Consider the following 19,457-nt stretch of genomic DNA (forward strand, 5'->3'; position numbering starts at 1 on the left):
TTAAAGGCGCCATTTGGTGCCTTTTTTAGTTTCCAGATAATCTATAATTTTTTTTATTCTTTTTTTAACGGTAAAATCACCTCTAATCTGTAAAATTTCTTTGTTTAAATCTTTAATCCAATCCTCATGTACTTTTAACGACCTGCCTGTGAAGCCAGATTTGATCGGATCAATATCATAGTTAGTTGCCCATTCGATAAAATCCTGATAGTTTTTTATTCTTTCAGGATCCTGATAAATTACAGATCCGTAACGTTCAAATTCTCTTTTTTTTAATCTATTCAACCTCACTTCTGGAGGAAGCCAAAGAAATACAATCAGATCAAATTCTGGAAAAATATCATCGCCCCAGCTCAAACTTGAGCCACCAAAAACCCAATGATCACTTTCTGTTAAAGCCATTTTTATGAGGTCATTTCTTTCCTTAGGATTCCGTTTTGTTGTAAATGGAGGATTTGTAGGTATCCAGAAGTATTCATCACTGTCAAAATAGGTGAGGTTTAATTTTTTTGCCAAGGCTTTGCCCAGTGTAGTTACGCCAGAACCAGAAGCTCCAAATATGTGAATTTTCATTTGTTTGAACTGAATTTAGCTCAAACATCGCATTTATTAGGAATAATCAAAACCGGACAAGCAGATTTTCTCGCCACGTGTTCGGCAACACTTCCCATTAAAAAATGGTACAAGCCCGTACGTCCATAAGTGCCAATAACAATTAAATCTGATCCCCACTCGTCCGATTGTTGGATAATACCATGCGCTGCGGTGTCAACAACACTTAAATAAGTGGTTTTTGCACCTTTGCTATATTTCGTCTCCATTTCTTTAAGCAAAATATGGCTGTTTTCTTCGCTGTTGTCATATGTTTCTAAAAACACCGGCGCCAAGGTTAAATCGGGGTTTACGTTAGCCGGAATAGGCTCGATAATGTTAACCAATGCTACTTCTGCTCCAAATTTTTCAGCCATGTCGTAACCGGCTTTGGCCGCTTTTTCTGAGCAGGTACTGTTATCAACGGCAATTAATATTTTTTTAAAATTCATGGCGAGCAGATTTAAAGGGTGATCATCATAAAAATAACAAATTTGTGCGCAAAATGTTAGGCAATGGATGTATTTTATTAGTTTTACAATAGTTTCACGAGCATATTTAAATGGAAAATCAATACGGTATTTGTAGGGTTGCTGTAGCGGCATTAAGAGCTGATGCATCAGATAAAGCAGAAATTGTTTCGCAACTTTTATTCGGCGATCATGTAGAAGTTATTCAGAAGGAAGAACGCTGGTGGCTCATTCAAAATGGCTACGATGGTTACGAAGGTTGGATGGATTTCAGACAACTGGCCCCGATTACCCAAAGTCAGTTTGCAGCAATGCACGATTGTAAACTACTTGCTCCATTAAGTTTCAATAATGTATTAACAGCTGCAGATGGAAGTTCGTATCATTTAAGTCCGGCAAGTAACCTTCCTTTTTTAAAAGACGGTTTTTGTTATGCAGGCGAGGAAAAATTTAAACTGAATTTCGAAGCATACGACAATAGTGCTGTAGATTTTACCAATAAAGTTGCCGAAACAGCCAAATTTTTTCAAAATATCCCATACCTATGGGGTGGAAGACATTTGTTTGGCTTAGATTGCTCTGGTTTTGTACAAACCGTATTTAAGATGTTAGGCATTAAGTTGAACCGCGATGCTTCACAGCAGGCCGAACAGGGTGAACTGGTGGGTTTCCTGGCTGAATGCAAAGCTGGAGATGTTGCTTTTTTTGATAACGACGAAGGCCGGATTACCCATGTAGGAATTATGTTAAGCCCGAACGAAATTATCCATTCCTCAGCCAAGGTAAAAATTGATCCGATTGATGATCAGGGGATTTTTAATAAAGAATTGGGAAAATATTCGCACAAATTGAGAATTATCAAACGTTTTGTGGAATAATAGCTGAAAATGTATCCTATATAAAAGATACATTTTTTATGCCATCTAAATTTAAAATTCAAATCTCAAATCCTTGTCATGAAGAGTGGGCAGGAATGCAAGCTGATTCAAACGGGAAATTTTGCAGCTCCTGCCAAAAATCTGTAATAGATTTTACCCATTTTACCGATACAGAGTTAAAACGGTGGTTTAACCAAAATCAAGGGAATAGTTGTGGAAGATTTAAGCCCGAGCAGCTTGATCGTTATATAGGTGGCAAAACTGTAGCATTTTTCAAAGTTTTTAAACCCAGTTTAATCGCAGCTTCAATTTTTGCATTTTTAAGTATTCCTAAACTCGGTTACGCAAAACATGTAGATGCATTAGAAACTGGATTTCTTCAGTACAAGCAAGTTTCGGAAGATTTAGAGATGGAATATACTTTTATAAAAGGAAGAGTATATAATCTGGAAGGAATTGGCTTAAATCATATAAACATCGAATTAAAAAATCAAAATATTTATGCTGAAACGGCCGCCGATGGCTCCTTCTATATTAAAATTAAAAAACCAAGAAACAGCACCATTGGCGAATTAATTTTTACTTCGAACGCATTTGAGACTAAAAAGAGTTTATTTCTTTTAGGAGAGGAAAAAGAGATCTCTGTTGTTTTACAACATGCAATGCAAATGGATTTTATAAACAAAATGGTTGTTGATAAGATAAGCGAACAATTGGAAGGAAGGCTTGGTGGTATTTCGATAAAAACAACTGTAAGCAGGAGGATTGTGAGCGGTGTTATAAATATCTTTAGATAATTAGCAAATTAAATTTTATGAGCTCAAATTTTAAAATCCAGATTTCCAATCCTTGTCATGAAAAATGGGGCGAGATGATCGATAATAATACGGGGAAATTCTGCAGTTCATGTCAAAAATCAGTTGTTGATTTTACCAATTTCTCCGATCGCGAATTACATATTTGGTTTACAGAAAACCAGGGCAAAAGCTGTGGAAGATTTAAGCCCGAACAGCTTGATCGTTTAATTCGTGTAAAATCGAATTTTGCAATTAGCCGATTTAAACCTAGCCTGATTGCTGCTTCTTTATTGGCTTTTTTGAGTTTTCCGAAATTGGGTAATGCAAATATTTCTTCATCATACCCCACAGTTCAGACGGATAATAAGAAATTAATAAAAGATGATGTTTTAAAAGAAAACGGCGAAGATTATTTTGTTACCATACGAGGTAAAGTTATCGGTAAAGAAGATAAGCTGCCGTTAATTGCCGTGAGTATCAGGATTAAAAATTCAAAGATTGGAACAACTACTGATAGAAATGGAGACTTTGAGTTAAGACTGAATAGAAAAGATTTTAATAATAATGTAATTCTGGATATCAGGTATATTGGATTTGAAAGTAAAGAGCTAAAAGTAAATCTCGGTAAAAATGATGTTATTTTTGTTAAAATGAAAATGGATCAATCTATTTTAGGTGGACTGGGCATTATTAAGCAACCTACATTTTTAGAGCGAATGAGCCAGTTGTTAAATGGCTAGGTTAAACATATTCCATCTTCCAAACCATTACCTGTCGGTCATCACCTGTAGAAATGAGGTATTTACCATCATGGCTCCAGATAATTTTATTTATCGAATGGGTATGGCCTATGCCTGCTTTCTCTAAACTTAAAATTTTATATAACTTGAAGTTCTCTGCATCCCAGAGTTTAATGCTTTTATCCTGGCTGCTTGTAGCGAAATAAGGCAGGGTAGGGTGAAAGGCAATATCGTAAACAGTAAACATATGTGCCGGAACGGTTTCTCTGAGTCCGTAATTGGGCAGATCCCATATTTTTAGCTGTGCATCCCTGCTTCCCGAAATTAAGTATTTACCTGTAGGATGGTATGCCAAAGAGGTAACAGGTAATGAATGCCCTTCGAGAGATTGTTTGAGGCTATAATCAGCCAGGTTATAAATCCTGATCAGGTGATCTTTACAACCAAAGGCTACTTCACTTTCATTAGGTGCAATTGCAATGGCCCTAACCGTATCGTAAGCCACCTGAAAACGATAAATCTCTGTAAAATCTATTAACGACCAAACCGCAACCGTTCCATCTTCACCAGTGGTTAGAAGTTCATTTTTACCCTTTACGGTTTGTATATTGAAAATGGGTTTGGTATGTGCATTGATTCTGGCAATTACTTTCTGATCATCAAAATCATAAACGCTAAATGCACCACTGCGTTCACCGATAAATAATTGTTTATTATAATAGTGTAAACAATATACCGAGCTCTGTACAGGCATTTTAACCTTTACAAAAGCCATGGTATTTAACGACCACTCTACAACCCCCTTATCGTTCCCCGCACTAAAAAATACGCCATCCTCATTTGAGTTGGCAAGTGCATAAACAGGATTTTGGTGTCCAGGAAGGGTTTGTAGGTGTTTGAGCATTTCTTGAGGTTTAGGGTTTAGGGTTTAGGGTGTAAGGTTGGGCATCTGGCACCTTAAACCTTACATCTTTTACCTCAAACCTTATTTATGTCTTTTTTCTAAATTCTTAGCAATATCCTGAATCGATAATCCTTTTTCTTTCAATAAAAATAAGAGGTGGAAAACAAGATCAGATGCTTCTCCAATGAGTTCTTCTTCCGATTCAGCAAGGGCGGCGATTACGGTTTCTACACCTTCTTCACCAACTTTTTGGGCAATCTTATTTAGTCCCTTACTACGCATTTTGTTAATGTAAGAACCTTCAACCGGATTTTCATATCGATCGTTGATGATGTTTTCGAGTTCGAAAATAAAGTTTTGGTTAAAATCTGTTTTAAAACAGCTGCGGCTTCCGGTATGGCATGTTGGACCAACGGCATCCGCTTTAATCAGAATGGTGTCGTTATCACAGTCTACAAAAAGTTCTTTAACAAATAAAAAGTTGTTGCTGGTTTCACCTTTTGTCCAAAGGCGGTTTTTAGAGCGTGAAAAGAAAGTTACTTTGCCTTCGGCTTGGGTTTTTTCCAGTGCTTCAGCATTCATGTAACCCAGCATTAAAACCTCTAAAGTTTTGTAATCCTGAATGATTACAGGAACCCCCCAGCCCCCTGAAGGGGGAGTTTTGCCAAAGTCAACTTGGCTAAGATCTATTTTTTTTTTAATCATTTAAGTATTTTTTTTTAAGTCCCCTTTAGGGGATTTAGGGGTTTATATTCTAACAGGAATATTGTTTCTTTTCAATTCTTGTTTTAAATCAGGGATCAGGATTTCGCCATAATGAAATACCGACGCTGCCAGTGCGGCATCAACATTGGCTTTTTGAAAAACCTCGGTAAAATGCTCCATATTACCAGCTCCACCTGATGCTATAATCGGTATATTGATCATTTGGTTAACTTTACTGAGCAATCCACAATCAAAACCTGCTTTTGTGCCATCATGGTCCATCGAGGTTAACAAAATTTCTCCTGCGCCTAAATCTTCAGCCTGTTTAATCCAGTTTTCGGTTTCCAGTTCGGTAATTAGCCTTCCTCCATTTAGGTGGACCATGTTTTTACCGTTTACATATTTAGTGTCGACTGCCAAAACCACAAACTGCACACCAAAGGTTTTAGCCAGATCTTCTATTAATTTAGGATTCCGAACTGCTGCCGAATTGATGCTGATTTTATCTGCCCCTGCATTTAATAATGCTTCGGCATCCGCAATTTCTGTTATTCCCCCGCCAATGGTAAAAGGAATGTTTAATTGACGAGCAACCGATTTAACCATTTCAATCATCGTTTTACGACGCTCGTGAGTGGCCGTAATATCCAGAAAAACCAATTCGTCGGCACCTTGTTGTGCGTATTGTGCCGCCAGTTCAACCGGATCGCCAGCATCACGTAAATCAACAAAGTTTACACCTTTTACTGTACGGCCGTCTTTAACGTCTAAACAAGGGATTATTCTTTTCGAAAGCCCCCCGCCCCCTAAAGGGGGAGATGCAAGCTGTTTAGCCTGTATGGTTTCTTTTATTTTTTCCAAAACTGAGTCTAAATTATTGTAAAGTTCAGTATTTTTAAATCTAATTATCTTTATTCCAAATTGTTCGATAATCCTTTGTCTTTCAATATCATTATTGGAAACTTCCGGTAGATCATGAATGCTTCCATCTAATTCAATAATTAATTTTACCTCATGACAGTAAAAGTCAGCGATAAAACATGAAATGGGATGTTGTCTTCTAAATTTTACTCCTAATTGTTTATTACTGATGACTTGCCATAGCAAATTTTCTGCTTCAGTAACATTATTTCTTAGGCGTTTAGCATTTTCAAAAATTATATTTGATGCACCATAAAACATATTAGGTTCATTGACTTGTAAAAAATCAAAATCATCCTCATTTATTTTATAGGTCATCTTTATTAACTATGCTATTAACTCCCCCTTTAGGAGGCTGGGGGGTTAGATACTTGACAAGGCCTTCAAATTCCACTCTTTAATTTCTTCGATGGTAATGCGGTCTTCGTAAATTGCTTTTCCAACCACTACACTTCTAATTGGGTACTTGGCCAGGTCGTAGATATCCTGCATCGAACTTACACCACCTGATGCGATCAGTTTAATCATAGGCGAATGTTCAAGCAGTTTTTCGTATAAATCTATCGCTGCACCGCCTAATTTTCCATCTTTGCTGATATCGGTGCATAAGAAACGGAAAAAACCCAGTGAAAGACATTTGTCAACGTAATCCATTAGTTTAATCGGCGAACTTTCCATCCAGCCCGAATATTTAATTACCTCATCCAAAACATCGATTGCAATAACGATGCGGTTGGCGTAATCGTCTTTTTTAGCAAAAGCTTCGCTTAATTGAGGTAGGAAATCAGGGTTGGTAATGGCCTGTGTACCTACAATTACGCGGTGTATCCCGGCATCAAGCAAATTGGTCACTTGCTCAATGGTTCTGATACCACCACCGTACTGCACCTTCATTTCGGTTTTTTTAATAATCTCGAAAAGTGCTTTTTGATTGCTAAAATCGCCTTTGGCTCCGTTTAAATCAATAATATGGATGAAATCTGTACCATTTGAGCGGTATTTTTCTATCATTTCGGGGATCGAAACATCATATTCTGTTTTTTGGTTGTAATCGCCTTCACGAAGACGGACAACTTTTCCATCCAAAATATCAATAGCAGGTATTATGTACATTTTATAAGCTTAAGTTTGAAAAATTTTTTAATACTAGTTCGCCGGCTTTTCCCGATTTCTCAGGGTGGAACTGAACGCCGTAAAAATTGTCTTTTTGTACCGCTGCCGAAAACTTTAAACCATAATCAGCAGATGCGATGTCAAAAGTAGGGTTATATTCAATAAAGTACGAATGCACAAAGTAAAATTGTGTATTATCTTCAACACCTTCAAATAGTGAATTGTTTTTCGGACTCACCGCATTCCATCCCATGTGTGGTATTTTGATATTCAGCGACTTATCAAATTTTTTGGTTTTAACCGGAACGATATTTAAAAGCGCTGCATCGCCCTCTTCTGAATGTTCGGTAATAAGCTGCATGCCCACACAAATGCCAAGAACGGGTTTTGTTAGTTTTTTAATGGCTTCAACCAATCCTGTTCCTTTCAGTTTTTCCATGGCTGCCCCCGCATGGCCAACTCCAGGGATGATGATGCGGCTATATTTTTCGAGGTCGTTTTCGGTGTTTACCATGCCGTAGGTTACATTTAAGCGATCTAATGCTGCGGTAAGGGAGAAGATGTTGCCTGCTCCGTAATTTACTATTCCAACCCCTAAATCCCCTGAAGGGGACTTTGAATTTTTATCGTTCATACAATTTGCATTATATTTTTGTTCTTGTTTTGAAAATGAATGTCAGCTTTTCAAAGTGCTGTAGTCCCGCTATTCGTTTCAAGTCCCGATGAAGAATCGGGAGCTTTCCACTGCTATCGGGTTTATTAACAGCGGATGGGGGTCAAAACCCTCCGCCTTAAACCTTTCAGCCTTCCACCTTTCTTACAATAGTCCCTTTGTGCTTGGCAAAACCATTTTCTCTGCATCGCGTTTGATTGCCATTTTAATTGCTTTCGCAAATGCTTTAAAAATAGCTTCAATCTTATGGTGCTCGTTATCACCTTCTGCTTTTACGTTTAAATTGCATTTTGCAGCATCACTGAACGATTTAAAGAAATGATAAAACATTTCTGTAGGCATATCGCCAACTTTCTCACGTTTAAATTCAGCATCCCAAACAATCCAGTTTCTTCCCCCAAAATCGATGGCAACCTGTGCCAAACAATCGTCCATAGGTAAGCAAAAACCATACCTCTCAATACCTAGTTTATTGCCTAATCCTCTAGCAAAGGCTTCTCCAAGCGCAATTCCAGTATCTTCTATGGTGTGGTGCTCATCAATATGTAAATCGCCTTTAGCAATAACCTCTAAATCTACACTTCCATGTCTGGCAATCTGATCAAGCATATGATCGAAGAAATTTAAACCGGTTTCGATTTTGGCTTTTCCTGTTCCATCCAGATCAAGGTTAATGGTAATGTCGGTTTCGTTGGTTTTGCGTTCGTGGTGAATTTTTCTGCTTCCTGCTTTAAGCAAGTTGTAGATATCTTCCCATTTCTTGGTTTCCAGAATAATCACATCCAACAACGTTTCATGTTTGTCTAATGCTTCAGTAGAACCCAATGCATCATTCTGACGAAGGAAAATTGCCTTAGCGCCCAAATTTTTGGCCAAAACCACATCATTTAGTCGGTCTCCAATTACAAAAGAATTTTTTAGATCGTAATCTTCGCTAAAATATTTGGTTAATAAAGCAGTGCCCGGTTTGCGGGTAGGCGCGTTGTCTTTCGCAAAAGTTCTATCAATCACAATTTCACTAAAATGAACGCCTTCGCCTTCAAAAGTATCCAACATAAAATTGTGGATCGGCCAGAAATTTTCTTCAGGATTTGAAGGTGTTCCCAATCCATCCTGATTGGTAACCATTACCAGTTCGTAATCCAGTTCGGCGGCAATTTTCGATAAATAATATAATGAGCGCGGATAGAATTTAAGCTTCGCAAAACTATCTACCTGTTCATCTTCAGGCTCTATATTTAACGTTCCATCGCGGTCTATAAACAATACTTTTTTCATTGGAATATAATTTGTTTCTAACGGTAATGAAGCTATCATGAGCATATTTTTCACAATTTTCTATTTGATTTTTGTGTTCAAGAGCTCGCAGGTTCGGTTCATTGCTGTTTGCGAGCGGTATGCTCATGATGGTTTCATTTTAAAAATTTTCTAGAACAGTTAATAGTTTGTCGTTTTCTTCTTTTGTACCCACTGTAATCCTCAAACATCCTTCACACAAAGTTACTTTAGAGCGGTCGCGTACAATGATACCCTGATCAACCAAAGTGTCGTAAATTTTTAAAGCATCGGTAACTCCTACCAAGATAAAATTAGCATCAGAAGGATATACTTTTTTAACAATATTTAGTGTAGTTAAAGCCTTACTTAAACGGTCTCTTTCTGCAACAGATTCTTTAATCCAATCGTTCACCTGAGCGATGTTTTTTAGCGCTTCAAAAGCTAAATCCTGCGTAGCCTGATTGATGTTGTAGGGTGGCTTAATTTTGTTCAAAACATCAATCACTTTTGTTGAAGAAAATGCCATGCCTAAACGTAATGCGGCAAGCCCCCAGGCTTTCGAAAAAGTTTGTAAAACTACCAGATTTCCGTACTCGGTTAACTCCTGAATAAAGGTCTTTTGTCGGGCGTAATTAATATACGCTTCATCCACCACAACGATGCCATTAAAGTTGGCTAGAATGGTTTCAATATCTTCGCGGTTTATGGAATTTCCGGTCGGATTATTTGGTGAACAAATGAAAATTAATTTCGTGTTTTTATCGATCGTTTCTGCGATCTTCTCCATGTCTAATTGGAAGTTCGGGAGCAGGCTAACTTTGCGTATTTCTACATCGTTTATGTTGGCCGAAACCTCGTACATGCCGTAGGTTGGTGGCAGCACAATTACGTTATCTTTTCCAGGATTACAAAAAGCGCGGAACAATAAATCTATTGCTTCATCGCTACCATTTCCTAAAAAAGTGTTCTCAATTGGCACGCCTTTTATTTTGCTGATCGCATCCTTCAGATCAAGCTGCAATGGATCAGGATAACGGTTGTAATTTGCTGGTAATGGCGAGCCATAACTGTTCTCGTTTGCATCTAAAAAAACTGATGCCTGACCTTTAAATTCGTCCCTTGCGGTAGAGTAGGGGCGAAGGTTTTTTATATTTTCTCTTACTAAATCGTTAATGTCCATTTTAATATTTTTATTCGTCACCGTGAATTTAATTCAGGGTCTTTTTATTATATAGATGCTGAAATAAATTCAGCATGACGTATAATGAAGAAATTTATCTAATTTTTAAGTCTTATCGTTACGGCATTTTTATGCGCATGTAATCCCTCAGCTTCTGCAAGAATTTCAACCGTATTGCCAATGTTATTTAATCCATCAGCCGATAGATGCTGAAAAGTGATCTTTTTCAAAAAAGCATCAGTTGATACGCCCGAATAAGCTTTAGCAAAACCACTGGTTGGTAAAGTATGATTGGTTCCAGAGGCATAATCGCCAACACTTTCTGGTGTAAAGTTGCCTAAAAACACCGATCCAGCGTTGATAATTGACGGAATAAGGCTTTGGAAATGTTCAGTAGCCAATATTAAGTGCTCTGGCGCATATTCATTAGAAAATTGCATCGCCTCATCCAGATTTTCAGCAAAAACTGCATAAGAATTGGCAATTGCTTTGGCCGCTATCTCATTGCGTGGGAGGATAGCAAGTTGATTTTCAATTTCTTTTAAGGTATCAGCAATGATCTGATTAGAAGTAGCCACTAAAATAGCCTGACTATCAGTTCCATGTTCAGCCTGCGCAAGTAGATCTGCAGCAATAAATGATGGGTTGGCAGTTTCATCAGCGATAACCAATACCTCCGATGGTCCGGCGGGCATATCGATAGCTACTTTATTTTGAACCATGGTTTTGGCTGTGGTTACATAACGGTTGCCAGGGCCAAAGATCTTATACACCTGTGGTACACTTTCCGTTCCGAAAGCCATTGCGGCAATAGCTTGTGCGCCTCCAATCAAGAATACTTTTTCGATACCCAGTAGCACTGCACAGTAAGCCAGATAACAATTGGTTTTGCCATCACTTTGTGGGGGAGAACACACCACAATTTCTTTACAGCCTGCGATGATTGCCGGAGTAGCCAGCATTAAAAAAGTGCTTGGTAAAACAGCAGTTCCACCGGGAATATAAAGGCCAACTTTTTCAATCGCCCTCGATTCGCGCCAGCAAACAACGCCTGGCATTGTTTCGATTTTATCTTCAGTTTTTAACTGCGACTGGTGAAAAGTTTTGATATTTAGATAAGCCGTATCAATCGCATTTTTCGCTTCAGCAGGAATGGTAGATGCAATTGCTTTTAATTCTTCTGCATCCAAAAACAGCTTATCGAGATCAACTTTATCAAATGTTTTTGCGAAGTTGAAAAGGGATTGATCGCCATCTTTTTTTACGGTGCTGATGATGTCGGTTACCCGTTCTTCAACCAGTTTGTCGTCTTCAATCTGCCTCGAACAAAGTTCTTCAATTTTTGATTTAGATAAATCTGTATAATTGTAGATTTTCAATGTTTTATAATTTAAAATTAACTAATAGTTAATGTGAGTTTAAACGATTTTATCTGATTATTTTCTCGATTGGCATGACCAAAATTCCTTCAGCACCTGCTGCTTTTAAACTGTTGATTTTATCCCAGAAATCTTCCTCGGCAATTACAGAGTGAACGGCTACCCAGTTCGGTTCGAAGAGTGGAACTACGGTTGGACTTTTTACACCCGGAAGTAAATCGACTACCTTTTGAAGGTTATCTTTTGATACATTTAGTACCACATATTTGTTAGATTTTGCACTGAGTACAGAGCGGATGCGCTGAAGCAATTCTGCAACTTCTGGATTGTCGGCTATCGATTTGTTTCCGATTAAAACAGCTTCCGATTGCATCACATCAGCGAAAGGTTTTAGTCCATTGCTTTTTAATGTTCCACCTGTTGATACGATATCAAAAATGGCATCGCTTAAGCCTAAACCTGGACCAATTTCTACGGATCCGGAAATGGTTCTGATATCAGATTTTATTCCTTTTTCCTGTAAGAATTTTTCGAGTATCACCGGGTAAGAAGTAGCAATCGCTTTGCCATTTAACTCTTCCAGCTTTTGGATATTACTGGTAGCCTGAACAGCAATTTTTAGGGTACATTTTCCGAAGCCTAATTTTTGTAGATAATCTACTTCGGCTTTGGTTTCTACAATTACGTTTTCTCCAACTATACCCAAATCTGCAATGCCATCCTGTACATATTCAGGAATATCATCATCCCGAAGGAAAAGAATTTCTAAAGGAAAATTGGTAACGGTTGAGATGAGGGAACTTTTATAGTTTTCGAAAGATAAACCACAGTTTTTAAGTATTTCTACAGATTTTTCGTTTAACCTACCCGACTTCTGGATAGCGATTTTAAGTGTTTTCAAAGTATTGAATATAGAGTGAACAGGAAATTATTTTACGGAAAAAAGTTTTGAAGTACAAAACAAACATATCATATCGCCTATCGGCGATGGTGTAAATGTAAGTGATGGTTCAAAGTTAAATTCATAAATTATTTCTGCCAGTATCAATGCTTTAGCTGATAAGCGCTGGCAAATATAGTGTTTGAAATGGGAAAACAAAAAATAATGGCACTTAATTTGCCATTATGCTGTTTTTATTGCCAATAACCCTTATTTTGTATTAAAATTTTATTCTTTTGAAAAAGTTTCGCTTTCTAATTCTGCCCTTTATTTTATTTGTTTCTGCCTGTGGATGGTTTAAAAGCCCACCTGAGATCGGGAAAGTATTGTCTGAACATTTCAAAAACAAGATCTACAAAGATTTCGATACTGTAGCTTATGATAGCATTTTTGTGAAAACAATGGACAGTCTTTCGGGCAAGTTCGTCAATCCAAAAACAATTAAGGCCTTTTATGCCAATAATTATGCTCAACCTAAGCTGGTTACACAGTTTTACATCAATGGCGAGTTAGACTCGTTGGCGAATTATTTAGATCAGAGTAAGGTGCATGGCTTTAATCCAAAGATTTTTAAGGGAGATGAGATTAAAAGTTTGTTAGCAGCGTTAACGGCCAATAAATTTAAAAAGGTTGAGGAAAGTTATCCTGTAATAGCCAAATTGGAGCTGTTATCGGCTAATGCCTATCTGAACTACAATAATTACCTTAAATATGGAGTGGTAAATCCACGTACTATTTTTTCGCGTTATTATATTAAAGTTAAACGCCCGGATAGCATGGGGATGACTAATCTTTTAAATAGTAAAAGTCTTGTGGATACCTTAAGGTCCGTCCAGCCAAAATCAGCCCAGTATAAAGCTTTGCAGTCTGCCTATTTAAATACAGATGCAGAAAATGAGAAGCGGATTTTACTATTGAATATGGAACGTTTCCGTTGGAAAATGCCAGAGACAGGAGACAGCTATGTGCAGGTAAATATTCCCGATTTTAGGTTAACCTGGTTTGATAAATCTGATACTGTAATTACGATGAAAGTTTGTGTGGGTGGGAAGCGTGAAAGTGGTTACGAAGAGAAGTTGAAAGCCTTTGCAAAATCGGGCAACCTGGACGATAAACCAAAGAACCATGAGACACCTTTATTGTTCAGCAAAATCAATTCTATTCAGGCCAATCCGATCTGGAATATTCCGGTAAGTATTGCGCAAAGTGAGATCTATTGGATGGCAAGAAAAGATCCATATTATTTATCAAATAGTAACATCAAAGTGTACTATAAAGATAAGCTGATTGGTGAGCCTGATACCATCAATTGGAACAGGTATTCGCGTGATAAATTACCCTTTAAATTTAAACAGGGATCTGGCGGTGGAAACGCTTTAGGAAAATTCAAATTCATCTTCGATAATAGCTCGAGTATTTACCTGCACGATACCAATAATAAGAACGGATTTAATTTGAGTAACCGGGCAATTAGTCATGGCTGCGTACGCATCGAAAAGCCATTAGAATTTGCCGAACTCTTGGTTAAAGATTCTTACACATATGATAAACTTAGGGCAGAAGTAGACTTGCCGCCGATAGATAGTACACACGTAAAATGGTATAAAAAACGCATGGCCCAAAAGGCAGATACCACCAAAGCATTTCAATTAAAACCAGCTTGGTTTGCCCCAAAGAAAAATGTTCCATTAATCATTACCTACATTACTGCCTGGTCGCAAAACGATAAGATTGAATACAGACCTGATGTTTACGGTATGGACGAAAAACTTTGGGCTGCGATGAAAAAGTTCAGGTAGAATTTAATCAACAGTTTCAATCTTCTTGGTTAAAACAATTAACTTTGTGTTGTTTTAACACAAATTGAAAGATGATCGAACAAAATATCAAAATCGCTGTTGATGCCATTGTTTTTGGATACGAAAAAGGAACGCTTTATGTGCTGGCTGTTCAGCAGCGATTTGGTAAACTGGCCGATAGATGGGTTTTACCTGGTGGATTTATTTTAAATGACGAGCCTTTGCTTACAGCAGTTGAGCGCGAACTTAAAGAAGAGGCCGGTATAACCGTAAATTATCTTGAGCAGCTGGGTACTTTTGGTGATGATGTCAATCGTGACGAACGTTTCAGGGTAATTTCTGTAGCTTATTTTGCCTTGGTTAATCCTAAAAATTTTGTCTTAAAAGCCGATACCGATGCTAAAGATGCGAAATGGTTTCCTGTTACTCAAATTCCTGAATTGGGCTACGATCACAATGAAATGGTTAATCTCGCACATCGGCGTTTAAAAAGTAAACTCACTTACCAACCGATCGGTTTTGATCTGTTGGATCAGGAATTTCTCTTTTCCGATCTTGAAAATCTGTACTGTACCATTCTGGAAAGAGATATAGACCGGCGAAATTTCAGAAAAAAAATTCTAAGTTTTGGAATTGTTACAGAAACAGATAAAGTGGTTAAAATGGGTGCTAGTGGCAGACCTGGCAAGCTTTTTACCTTCGATAAGACAAAATATAACCAGCTTTTGAAGGAAAATTTCCAATTTGATATTAGGTTTGTGTAAAATAAACACAAATTATTCTTTGCATTCTAAAAATGATTTTTATATTTGTGTAAATAATACGCAAATATATGTTAAATCTTAATCCGAGTTTTACTCCGCTAGGCGAAAATAACTTAATCGAATACAAATCTTTCTTATTTGCGGGTGGCGAACCGCACATTAAAATTTCGAACAATTTTGATGTTGCTACTCCTGTTACCATTACGCAAAGAATAAATTCCTTCAATGATTTAGGTATGATCTGTATTACGGTTGATGCCTTGAGAAGAATGGGCGTAAAAGAAATTGAACTTTTTATACCATACTTTCCGGCTGCAAGGCAAGATCGGGTGATGATTCCTGGAGAGCCTTTATCGGTGAAAGTTTATGCCGATATCATTAATGCCATGGCTTTGGCAAGTGTTACCGTTTTCGATCCGCATAGTGAAGTAACACCAGCTTTGCTCAATAACTGTATAACGGTTTCCAATCACGATTTTATAAGGCAGGTGATTGTAAAAATAGGTACAGAAGTAAAACTCATATCTCCTGATGGTGGAGCATTAAAGAAAATTTATAAAGTATCTGAGTTTTTAGGTGGTACAGAAGTAGTAGAGTGTTCAAAAAGCCGGGATGTAAAAACAGGAAAACTTTCAGGATTTAAAGTATATGCCGAAGATTTAGCTGGTGCTGATTGCTTAATTGTAGATGATATTTGTGATGGTGGTGGTACATTTATTGGTCTGGCAGAAGCGCTAAAGGCTAAAAATGCTGGGAAACTTTATTTAGCGATTAGTCATGGCATATTTAGCAAAGGTTTTGATGAACTAGGCAAATACTTTGAGCAGATTTTTACTACTGATTCGATCAAAGAAGTTGATCATGTTGGGGTAACGCAGATAAAACTGGTAGATATTATTTAGAATTCCCTTAGATACTTTAATGTAAGCGATAGTCATCCTGAATTCATTTCAGGATCTGATCATAATAATTATGAAAACGATAAGATTATTCAGGCCCGTTGGCTTAAAAGAAATGGAACTCATTGCTGAAAGTGGCTTTAACGCCTTTCCTCCAAGATTAGCATGGCAGCCTATTTTTTATCCGGTAATGAACCAGCAATATGCCGAACAAATTGCTTTGGAGTGGAATACCAATGATGAATTTTCTGGTTTTATTGGCATCGTAACCGCTTTTGAAGTAAATGAGGATTATTTGAAGAAGTATGATGTTCAAAATGTAGGTGGGGCAATGCATAACGAACTTTGGATTCCTGCAGAAGAGTTGAACGATTTTAACGGCAACATTAATGGTACAATAGAAATTGTAAAAGCTTATTTTACTGGTAGATCTGCAAAAACAGAAAACTTAGCATTAAGAAGCAAATTAAAAGAATTTAAAAAATGATTTTAGAACTAATCAAAGCCGATATAACAGAAATTAAAGCCGACGCAATCGTTAATGCGGCAAACAGTTCTTTGCTTGGTGGCGGTGGGGTAGATGGCGCCATTCACAGAAAAGGTGGTAAAGCCATTTTAGAAGCGTGCGTAGCCATCAGAGATAAACAAGGGAATTGCAAAACCGGAAATGCGGTAATTACAACCGCAGGCAATTTACCCGCAAAATATGTAATCCATACGGTTGGACCTGTGTGGAATGGCGATAACGAAGAAAAAAATGCTTTGCTTGCAGCGTGTTACCGTAACAGTTTGATGCTTGCAGTAGAAAACAATGTAAAGGTTATTGCTTTTCCAAATATTAGCACAGGGATTTATCATTTTCCTAAAGATATAGCAGCAGATATTGCTATTACCACGGTAAATAATTTTGCTGAAAAGGAAAAAATAGAAAAGGTAATCTTCGTTTGTTTCGACGATGAAAATTATCAGCTCTACAAAGAGAGGCTCAATCTACAATGAGATGAGTCAATAATAAATTACAAAATGAAAATAACAGTAAAAAAATACAAAGAACAAGTAATAGAATGGCCAAAGTCAGGATGCCATATTATGGCCCAATATGATGATGAAAAAATAATTGTTTATCAAGCTTACCGAAAAGAAATCGGAGAATTTGCAGTCGAGAATCAGTTTTTTGGAGGTGAATTCAGTTTAAACCGAATGACATGGATTAAGCCTAATTTTTTATGGATGATGTACAGAAGCGGCTGGGGAACAAAAGAAGGACAGGAAATTACTTTAGCCATACACCTTAAAATATCTGCATTTCGTAATTACCTTGAAAATGCAGTTTATACTTCATTTGATCAAACCGAAGGTATTTCTAATGATGAATGGAGAAATGGGTTAAAAAGTTCTAATATCCGTTTGCAATGGGATCCGGATCACGATCCTTATGGAGCAAAACAAGAAAGAAGGGCAATCCAGATCGGATTAAGAGATAATTTTATCAGATCTTTTGCCAAAGATGATATTTTGTTGATTGAAGATATTAGCGCATTTGTAAAAGTACAGCATGAATTTGTCCAAAATCATCAACTAGAGAATCTAATGGTGCCACTGGAAAAGCCTTTTGTTTTTAATGATGATACATTGAACAAAAGGCTGAAAATTATAAATACATACGCTCATGGACAATAAAATAACCAAAGGCATAAGTAAGTTGCTAAGTTACATTTTGAGGCATTCGCCAGAAACCATAAGTCTAAAACTTGATGAAAATGGCTGGGCAGATGTTAATGAGCTAATGGCCAAATTCGACCTCTATGATAATCGAATAGATTTTGAACTTCTTGAGTACATTGTTGAAAATAACGACAAAAAGAGATTTGCCTTCAATAATGATAAAACTAAAATAAGGGCAAGTCAGGGACATTCTATTGCTGTTGAATTAAATCTAAATCAAGCCGAACCATTAGCATGCCTGTATCACGGTACAGTTGAAAAGTCCCTGTCGGATATTAAATCGCAGGGGCTGCAAAAAATGAGCAGACAGCATGTGCATTTAAGTGCCGATAAGGAAACCGCTAGTAAAGTAGGTAGCAGGAGGGGAAAACCGGTGATCCTTACCATTAATAGTGGAGAGATGCATAGGGCAGGCTATAAATTTTATTTATCAGATAACAATGTGTGGCTTACAGATGTTGTGCCCGCTGAATATATAACATTTTAACATGGGCAGAACATTAGTAATAGGTGATATACACGGGGGATTAAAAGGCCTGGACCAGCTATTCGAGCGTGCAGAAATAACAAAAGATGACAAACTGATTTTCCTGGGCGATTATGTGGATGGATGGAGTGAATCGGCACAGGTGATCAATTACCTGATGCAACTGGAAGAAAACCATCAGTGCATTTTTATCAAAGGAAATCATGATGCATGGTGTATTGACTGGCTAGAAAAAGGTATTATAGATGATGTTTGGTTTGTTCATGGCGGGAAATCAACCATCGAAAGCTATAAAAATATGCCTGATCCAGTGCAGCAAAAACATCTAAATTTCTTTGAACGGTTGAAAGATTACTACGTTGATGAGCATAACAATCTCTTTATTCACGCAGGTTTTTCTTCCATGCATGGTCCTGAAAAAGAATGGTATTCTTCCAATTATTCGTGGGATAGAACGCTTTGGGAAATGGCCCTGACTATGGATAAGAGGATCAAAAAAGATTCGGTACTTTATCCTAAACGTTTATTGCTCTATCATGAAATCTACATTGGCCATACACCAACGCTTTACTACAATGTTAACATACCCATGCAGGGTTGTAATGTTTGGAATATCGATACCGGTGCTGCATTTACCGGAAAATTAACCTGTTTGGATATCGAAACCAAAGAATTTTGGCAAAGCGATACTCTACAAAGCCTGTATCCAAACGAAAAAGGAAGAAATTAAAATATGAAAGACATTGAATATAAAAAAGGTGATGCTACCAATCCCTCCGGTGAGGGAAATAAGATAATTATTCATATATGTAATGATGTAGGTGGATGGGGAAAGGGATTTGTATTGGCTATTTCGAAAAGATGGAAAGCTCCCGAAAGCAAATATAGAACCTGGTATCAATCGAAAGATAATTTCAATCTTGGAGAGGTTCAGTTCGTAAAGGTTGAACAAGATTTATGGATAGCTAATCTAATTGGTCAACATAAAATAATTAAAGATGAAAACGGTAATGCTCCAATAAGGTATGATGCCGTTGAAGGTGGCTTAAGAAAGGTTGCAGATTTTGCAAGAGATATTAATGCTTCCGTGCACATGCCAAGAATAGGATGTGGATTAGCGGGAGGGAAATGGGAAATAATCGAGCCAATTATTAAAGAAACGATTTCAAAGAAAGATATTAATACAATAGTTTACGATTTTTAAAAGATAGACA

Annotated in this window: 23 protein-coding genes and 1 pseudogene; 12 read left to right on the top strand and 12 right to left on the bottom strand. The window is 37.3% G+C overall.

Annotation, left to right across the window (positions count from 1 at the left end; all coding sequences use genetic code 11):
* Both ACN9MR_RS03920 and ACN9MR_RS03925 read right to left on the bottom strand, forming a co-directional pair.
* Entirely contained in the window at nt 1-573 is a 573-nt protein-coding gene (locus tag ACN9MR_RS03920; RefSeq protein ID WP_426328325.1) for an adenylate kinase, read from the bottom strand.
* 20 nt (nt 574-593) lie between these two features.
* Entirely contained in the window at nt 594-1,043 is a 450-nt protein-coding gene (locus ACN9MR_RS03925; protein ID WP_057932517.1) for a universal stress protein, read from the bottom strand.
* Nucleotides 1,044-1,153: 110 nt separating this feature from the next.
* Here ACN9MR_RS03925 and ACN9MR_RS03930 point away from each other — a divergent pair, with 110 nt between their 5' ends.
* The 3 genes from ACN9MR_RS03930 to ACN9MR_RS03940 are packed head-to-tail and all read left to right on the top strand — an operon-like array spanning nt 1,154 to nt 3,476.
* Nucleotides 1,154-1,939: an NlpC/P60 family protein gene (locus ACN9MR_RS03930; RefSeq protein WP_426328326.1), complete on the top strand. Its 786-nt coding sequence runs from the start codon at nt 1,154-1,156 to the stop codon at nt 1,937-1,939.
* Nucleotides 1,940-1,977: 38 nt separating this feature from the next.
* A complete protein-coding gene (locus ACN9MR_RS03935) occupies nt 1,978-2,736 on the top strand; it encodes a hypothetical protein (protein ID WP_426328327.1) in 759 nt (252 codons plus the stop codon).
* Nucleotides 2,737-2,753: 17 nt separating this feature from the next.
* Nucleotides 2,754-3,476 carry a carboxypeptidase-like regulatory domain-containing protein gene (locus tag ACN9MR_RS03940; protein WP_426328328.1) on the top strand — a complete coding sequence of 241 codons (723 nt, stop codon included), beginning with the start codon at nt 2,754-2,756 and terminating at the stop codon, nt 3,474-3,476.
* A 1-nt stretch (nt 3,477) separates the two neighbouring features.
* Here ACN9MR_RS03940 and ACN9MR_RS03945 read toward each other — a convergent pair whose 3' ends face one another.
* From ACN9MR_RS03945 to hisG, 10 genes and pseudogenes are all read right to left on the bottom strand, one after another.
* On the bottom strand, nt 3,478-4,380 hold the full coding sequence (locus ACN9MR_RS03945; protein ID WP_426328329.1) for a WD40 repeat domain-containing protein: 903 nt from the start codon (nt 4,378-4,380) through the stop codon (nt 3,478-3,480).
* Between the two features lie 81 nt (nt 4,381-4,461).
* On the bottom strand, nt 4,462-5,085 hold the full coding sequence (gene hisIE, locus ACN9MR_RS03950) for a bifunctional phosphoribosyl-AMP cyclohydrolase/phosphoribosyl-ATP diphosphatase HisIE (RefSeq protein ID WP_426328330.1): 624 nt from the start codon (nt 5,083-5,085) through the stop codon (nt 4,462-4,464).
* Between the two features lie 42 nt (nt 5,086-5,127).
* Entirely contained in the window at nt 5,128-5,925 is a 798-nt protein-coding gene (hisF, locus tag ACN9MR_RS03955) for an imidazole glycerol phosphate synthase subunit HisF (RefSeq protein WP_426330214.1), read from the bottom strand.
* Nucleotides 5,926-5,934: 9 nt separating this feature from the next.
* Nucleotides 5,935-6,324 (bottom strand): annotated as a pseudogene (locus ACN9MR_RS03960) (endonuclease domain-containing protein); the annotation flags it as partial.
* 45 nt (nt 6,325-6,369) lie between these two features.
* A complete protein-coding gene (gene hisA, locus ACN9MR_RS03965; RefSeq protein WP_029278668.1) occupies nt 6,370-7,119 on the bottom strand; it encodes a 1-(5-phosphoribosyl)-5-[(5-phosphoribosylamino)methylideneamino]imidazole-4-carboxamide isomerase in 750 nt (249 codons plus the stop codon).
* A gap of 1 nt (nt 7,120) precedes the next feature.
* Complete coding sequence (hisH, locus tag ACN9MR_RS03970) at nt 7,121-7,753, bottom strand: imidazole glycerol phosphate synthase subunit HisH (protein WP_426328331.1); 633 nt, start codon at nt 7,751-7,753, stop codon at nt 7,121-7,123.
* A 183-nt stretch (nt 7,754-7,936) separates the two neighbouring features.
* Entirely contained in the window at nt 7,937-9,070 is a 1,134-nt protein-coding gene (gene hisB, locus ACN9MR_RS03975; protein WP_426328332.1) for a bifunctional histidinol-phosphatase/imidazoleglycerol-phosphate dehydratase HisB, read from the bottom strand.
* A 139-nt stretch (nt 9,071-9,209) separates the two neighbouring features.
* Nucleotides 9,210-10,250, bottom strand: a complete 1,041-nt coding sequence (hisC, locus tag ACN9MR_RS03980; RefSeq protein ID WP_426328333.1) for a histidinol-phosphate transaminase — start codon at nt 10,248-10,250, stop codon at nt 9,210-9,212.
* A gap of 98 nt (nt 10,251-10,348) precedes the next feature.
* Nucleotides 10,349-11,629, bottom strand: coding sequence for a histidinol dehydrogenase (gene hisD, locus ACN9MR_RS03985; RefSeq protein WP_426328334.1), 1,281 nt, complete (start codon nt 11,627-11,629; stop codon nt 10,349-10,351).
* 49 nt (nt 11,630-11,678) lie between these two features.
* The gene (hisG, locus tag ACN9MR_RS03990; RefSeq protein ID WP_086545283.1) at nt 11,679-12,530 is read right to left on the bottom strand and encodes an ATP phosphoribosyltransferase; all 852 of its coding nucleotides are present in this window, start codon (nt 12,528-12,530) and stop codon (nt 11,679-11,681) included.
* Nucleotides 12,531-12,805: 275 nt separating this feature from the next.
* Here hisG and ACN9MR_RS03995 point away from each other — a divergent pair, with 275 nt between their 5' ends.
* From ACN9MR_RS03995 to ACN9MR_RS04035, 9 genes are all read left to right on the top strand, one after another.
* Nucleotides 12,806-14,368, top strand: a complete 1,563-nt coding sequence (locus ACN9MR_RS03995; RefSeq protein WP_426328335.1) for a L,D-transpeptidase family protein — start codon at nt 12,806-12,808, stop codon at nt 14,366-14,368.
* Between the two features lie 71 nt (nt 14,369-14,439).
* On the top strand, nt 14,440-15,132 hold the full coding sequence (locus ACN9MR_RS04000; protein WP_426328336.1) for an NUDIX hydrolase: 693 nt from the start codon (nt 14,440-14,442) through the stop codon (nt 15,130-15,132).
* A gap of 68 nt (nt 15,133-15,200) precedes the next feature.
* Entirely contained in the window at nt 15,201-16,034 is an 834-nt protein-coding gene (gene prs / locus ACN9MR_RS04005; protein WP_426328337.1) for a ribose-phosphate diphosphokinase, read from the top strand.
* Nucleotides 16,035-16,104: 70 nt separating this feature from the next.
* Nucleotides 16,105-16,518: a hypothetical protein gene (locus ACN9MR_RS04010; RefSeq protein WP_426328338.1), complete on the top strand. Its 414-nt coding sequence runs from the start codon at nt 16,105-16,107 to the stop codon at nt 16,516-16,518.
* Complete coding sequence (locus tag ACN9MR_RS04015; RefSeq protein ID WP_426328339.1) at nt 16,515-17,030, top strand: O-acetyl-ADP-ribose deacetylase; 516 nt, start codon at nt 16,515-16,517, stop codon at nt 17,028-17,030. Before ACN9MR_RS04010 ends, ACN9MR_RS04015 begins: the two co-directional genes overlap by 4 nt.
* Nucleotides 17,031-17,054: 24 nt before the next feature.
* Nucleotides 17,055-17,711, top strand: coding sequence for a DUF4291 domain-containing protein (locus ACN9MR_RS04020; RefSeq protein ID WP_426328340.1), 657 nt, complete (start codon nt 17,055-17,057; stop codon nt 17,709-17,711).
* Nucleotides 17,701-18,243 carry an RNA 2'-phosphotransferase gene (locus ACN9MR_RS04025; protein ID WP_426328341.1) on the top strand — a complete coding sequence of 181 codons (543 nt, stop codon included), beginning with the start codon at nt 17,701-17,703 and terminating at the stop codon, nt 18,241-18,243. The genes ACN9MR_RS04020 and ACN9MR_RS04025 overlap by 11 nt, the downstream gene beginning before the upstream one ends.
* A 1-nt stretch (nt 18,244) precedes the next feature.
* A complete protein-coding gene (locus ACN9MR_RS04030; protein ID WP_426328342.1) occupies nt 18,245-18,973 on the top strand; it encodes a metallophosphoesterase family protein in 729 nt (242 codons plus the stop codon).
* A 3-nt stretch (nt 18,974-18,976) separates the two neighbouring features.
* Nucleotides 18,977-19,447 carry a macro domain-containing protein gene (locus ACN9MR_RS04035; RefSeq protein ID WP_426328343.1) on the top strand — a complete coding sequence of 157 codons (471 nt, stop codon included), beginning with the start codon at nt 18,977-18,979 and terminating at the stop codon, nt 19,445-19,447.
* The last annotated feature ends 10 nt before the right edge of the window (nt 19,448-19,457 follow it).

This window comes from Pedobacter sp. R-06 (assembly GCF_049913135.1).
Lineage (GTDB): Bacteria > Bacteroidota > Bacteroidia > Sphingobacteriales > Sphingobacteriaceae > Pedobacter.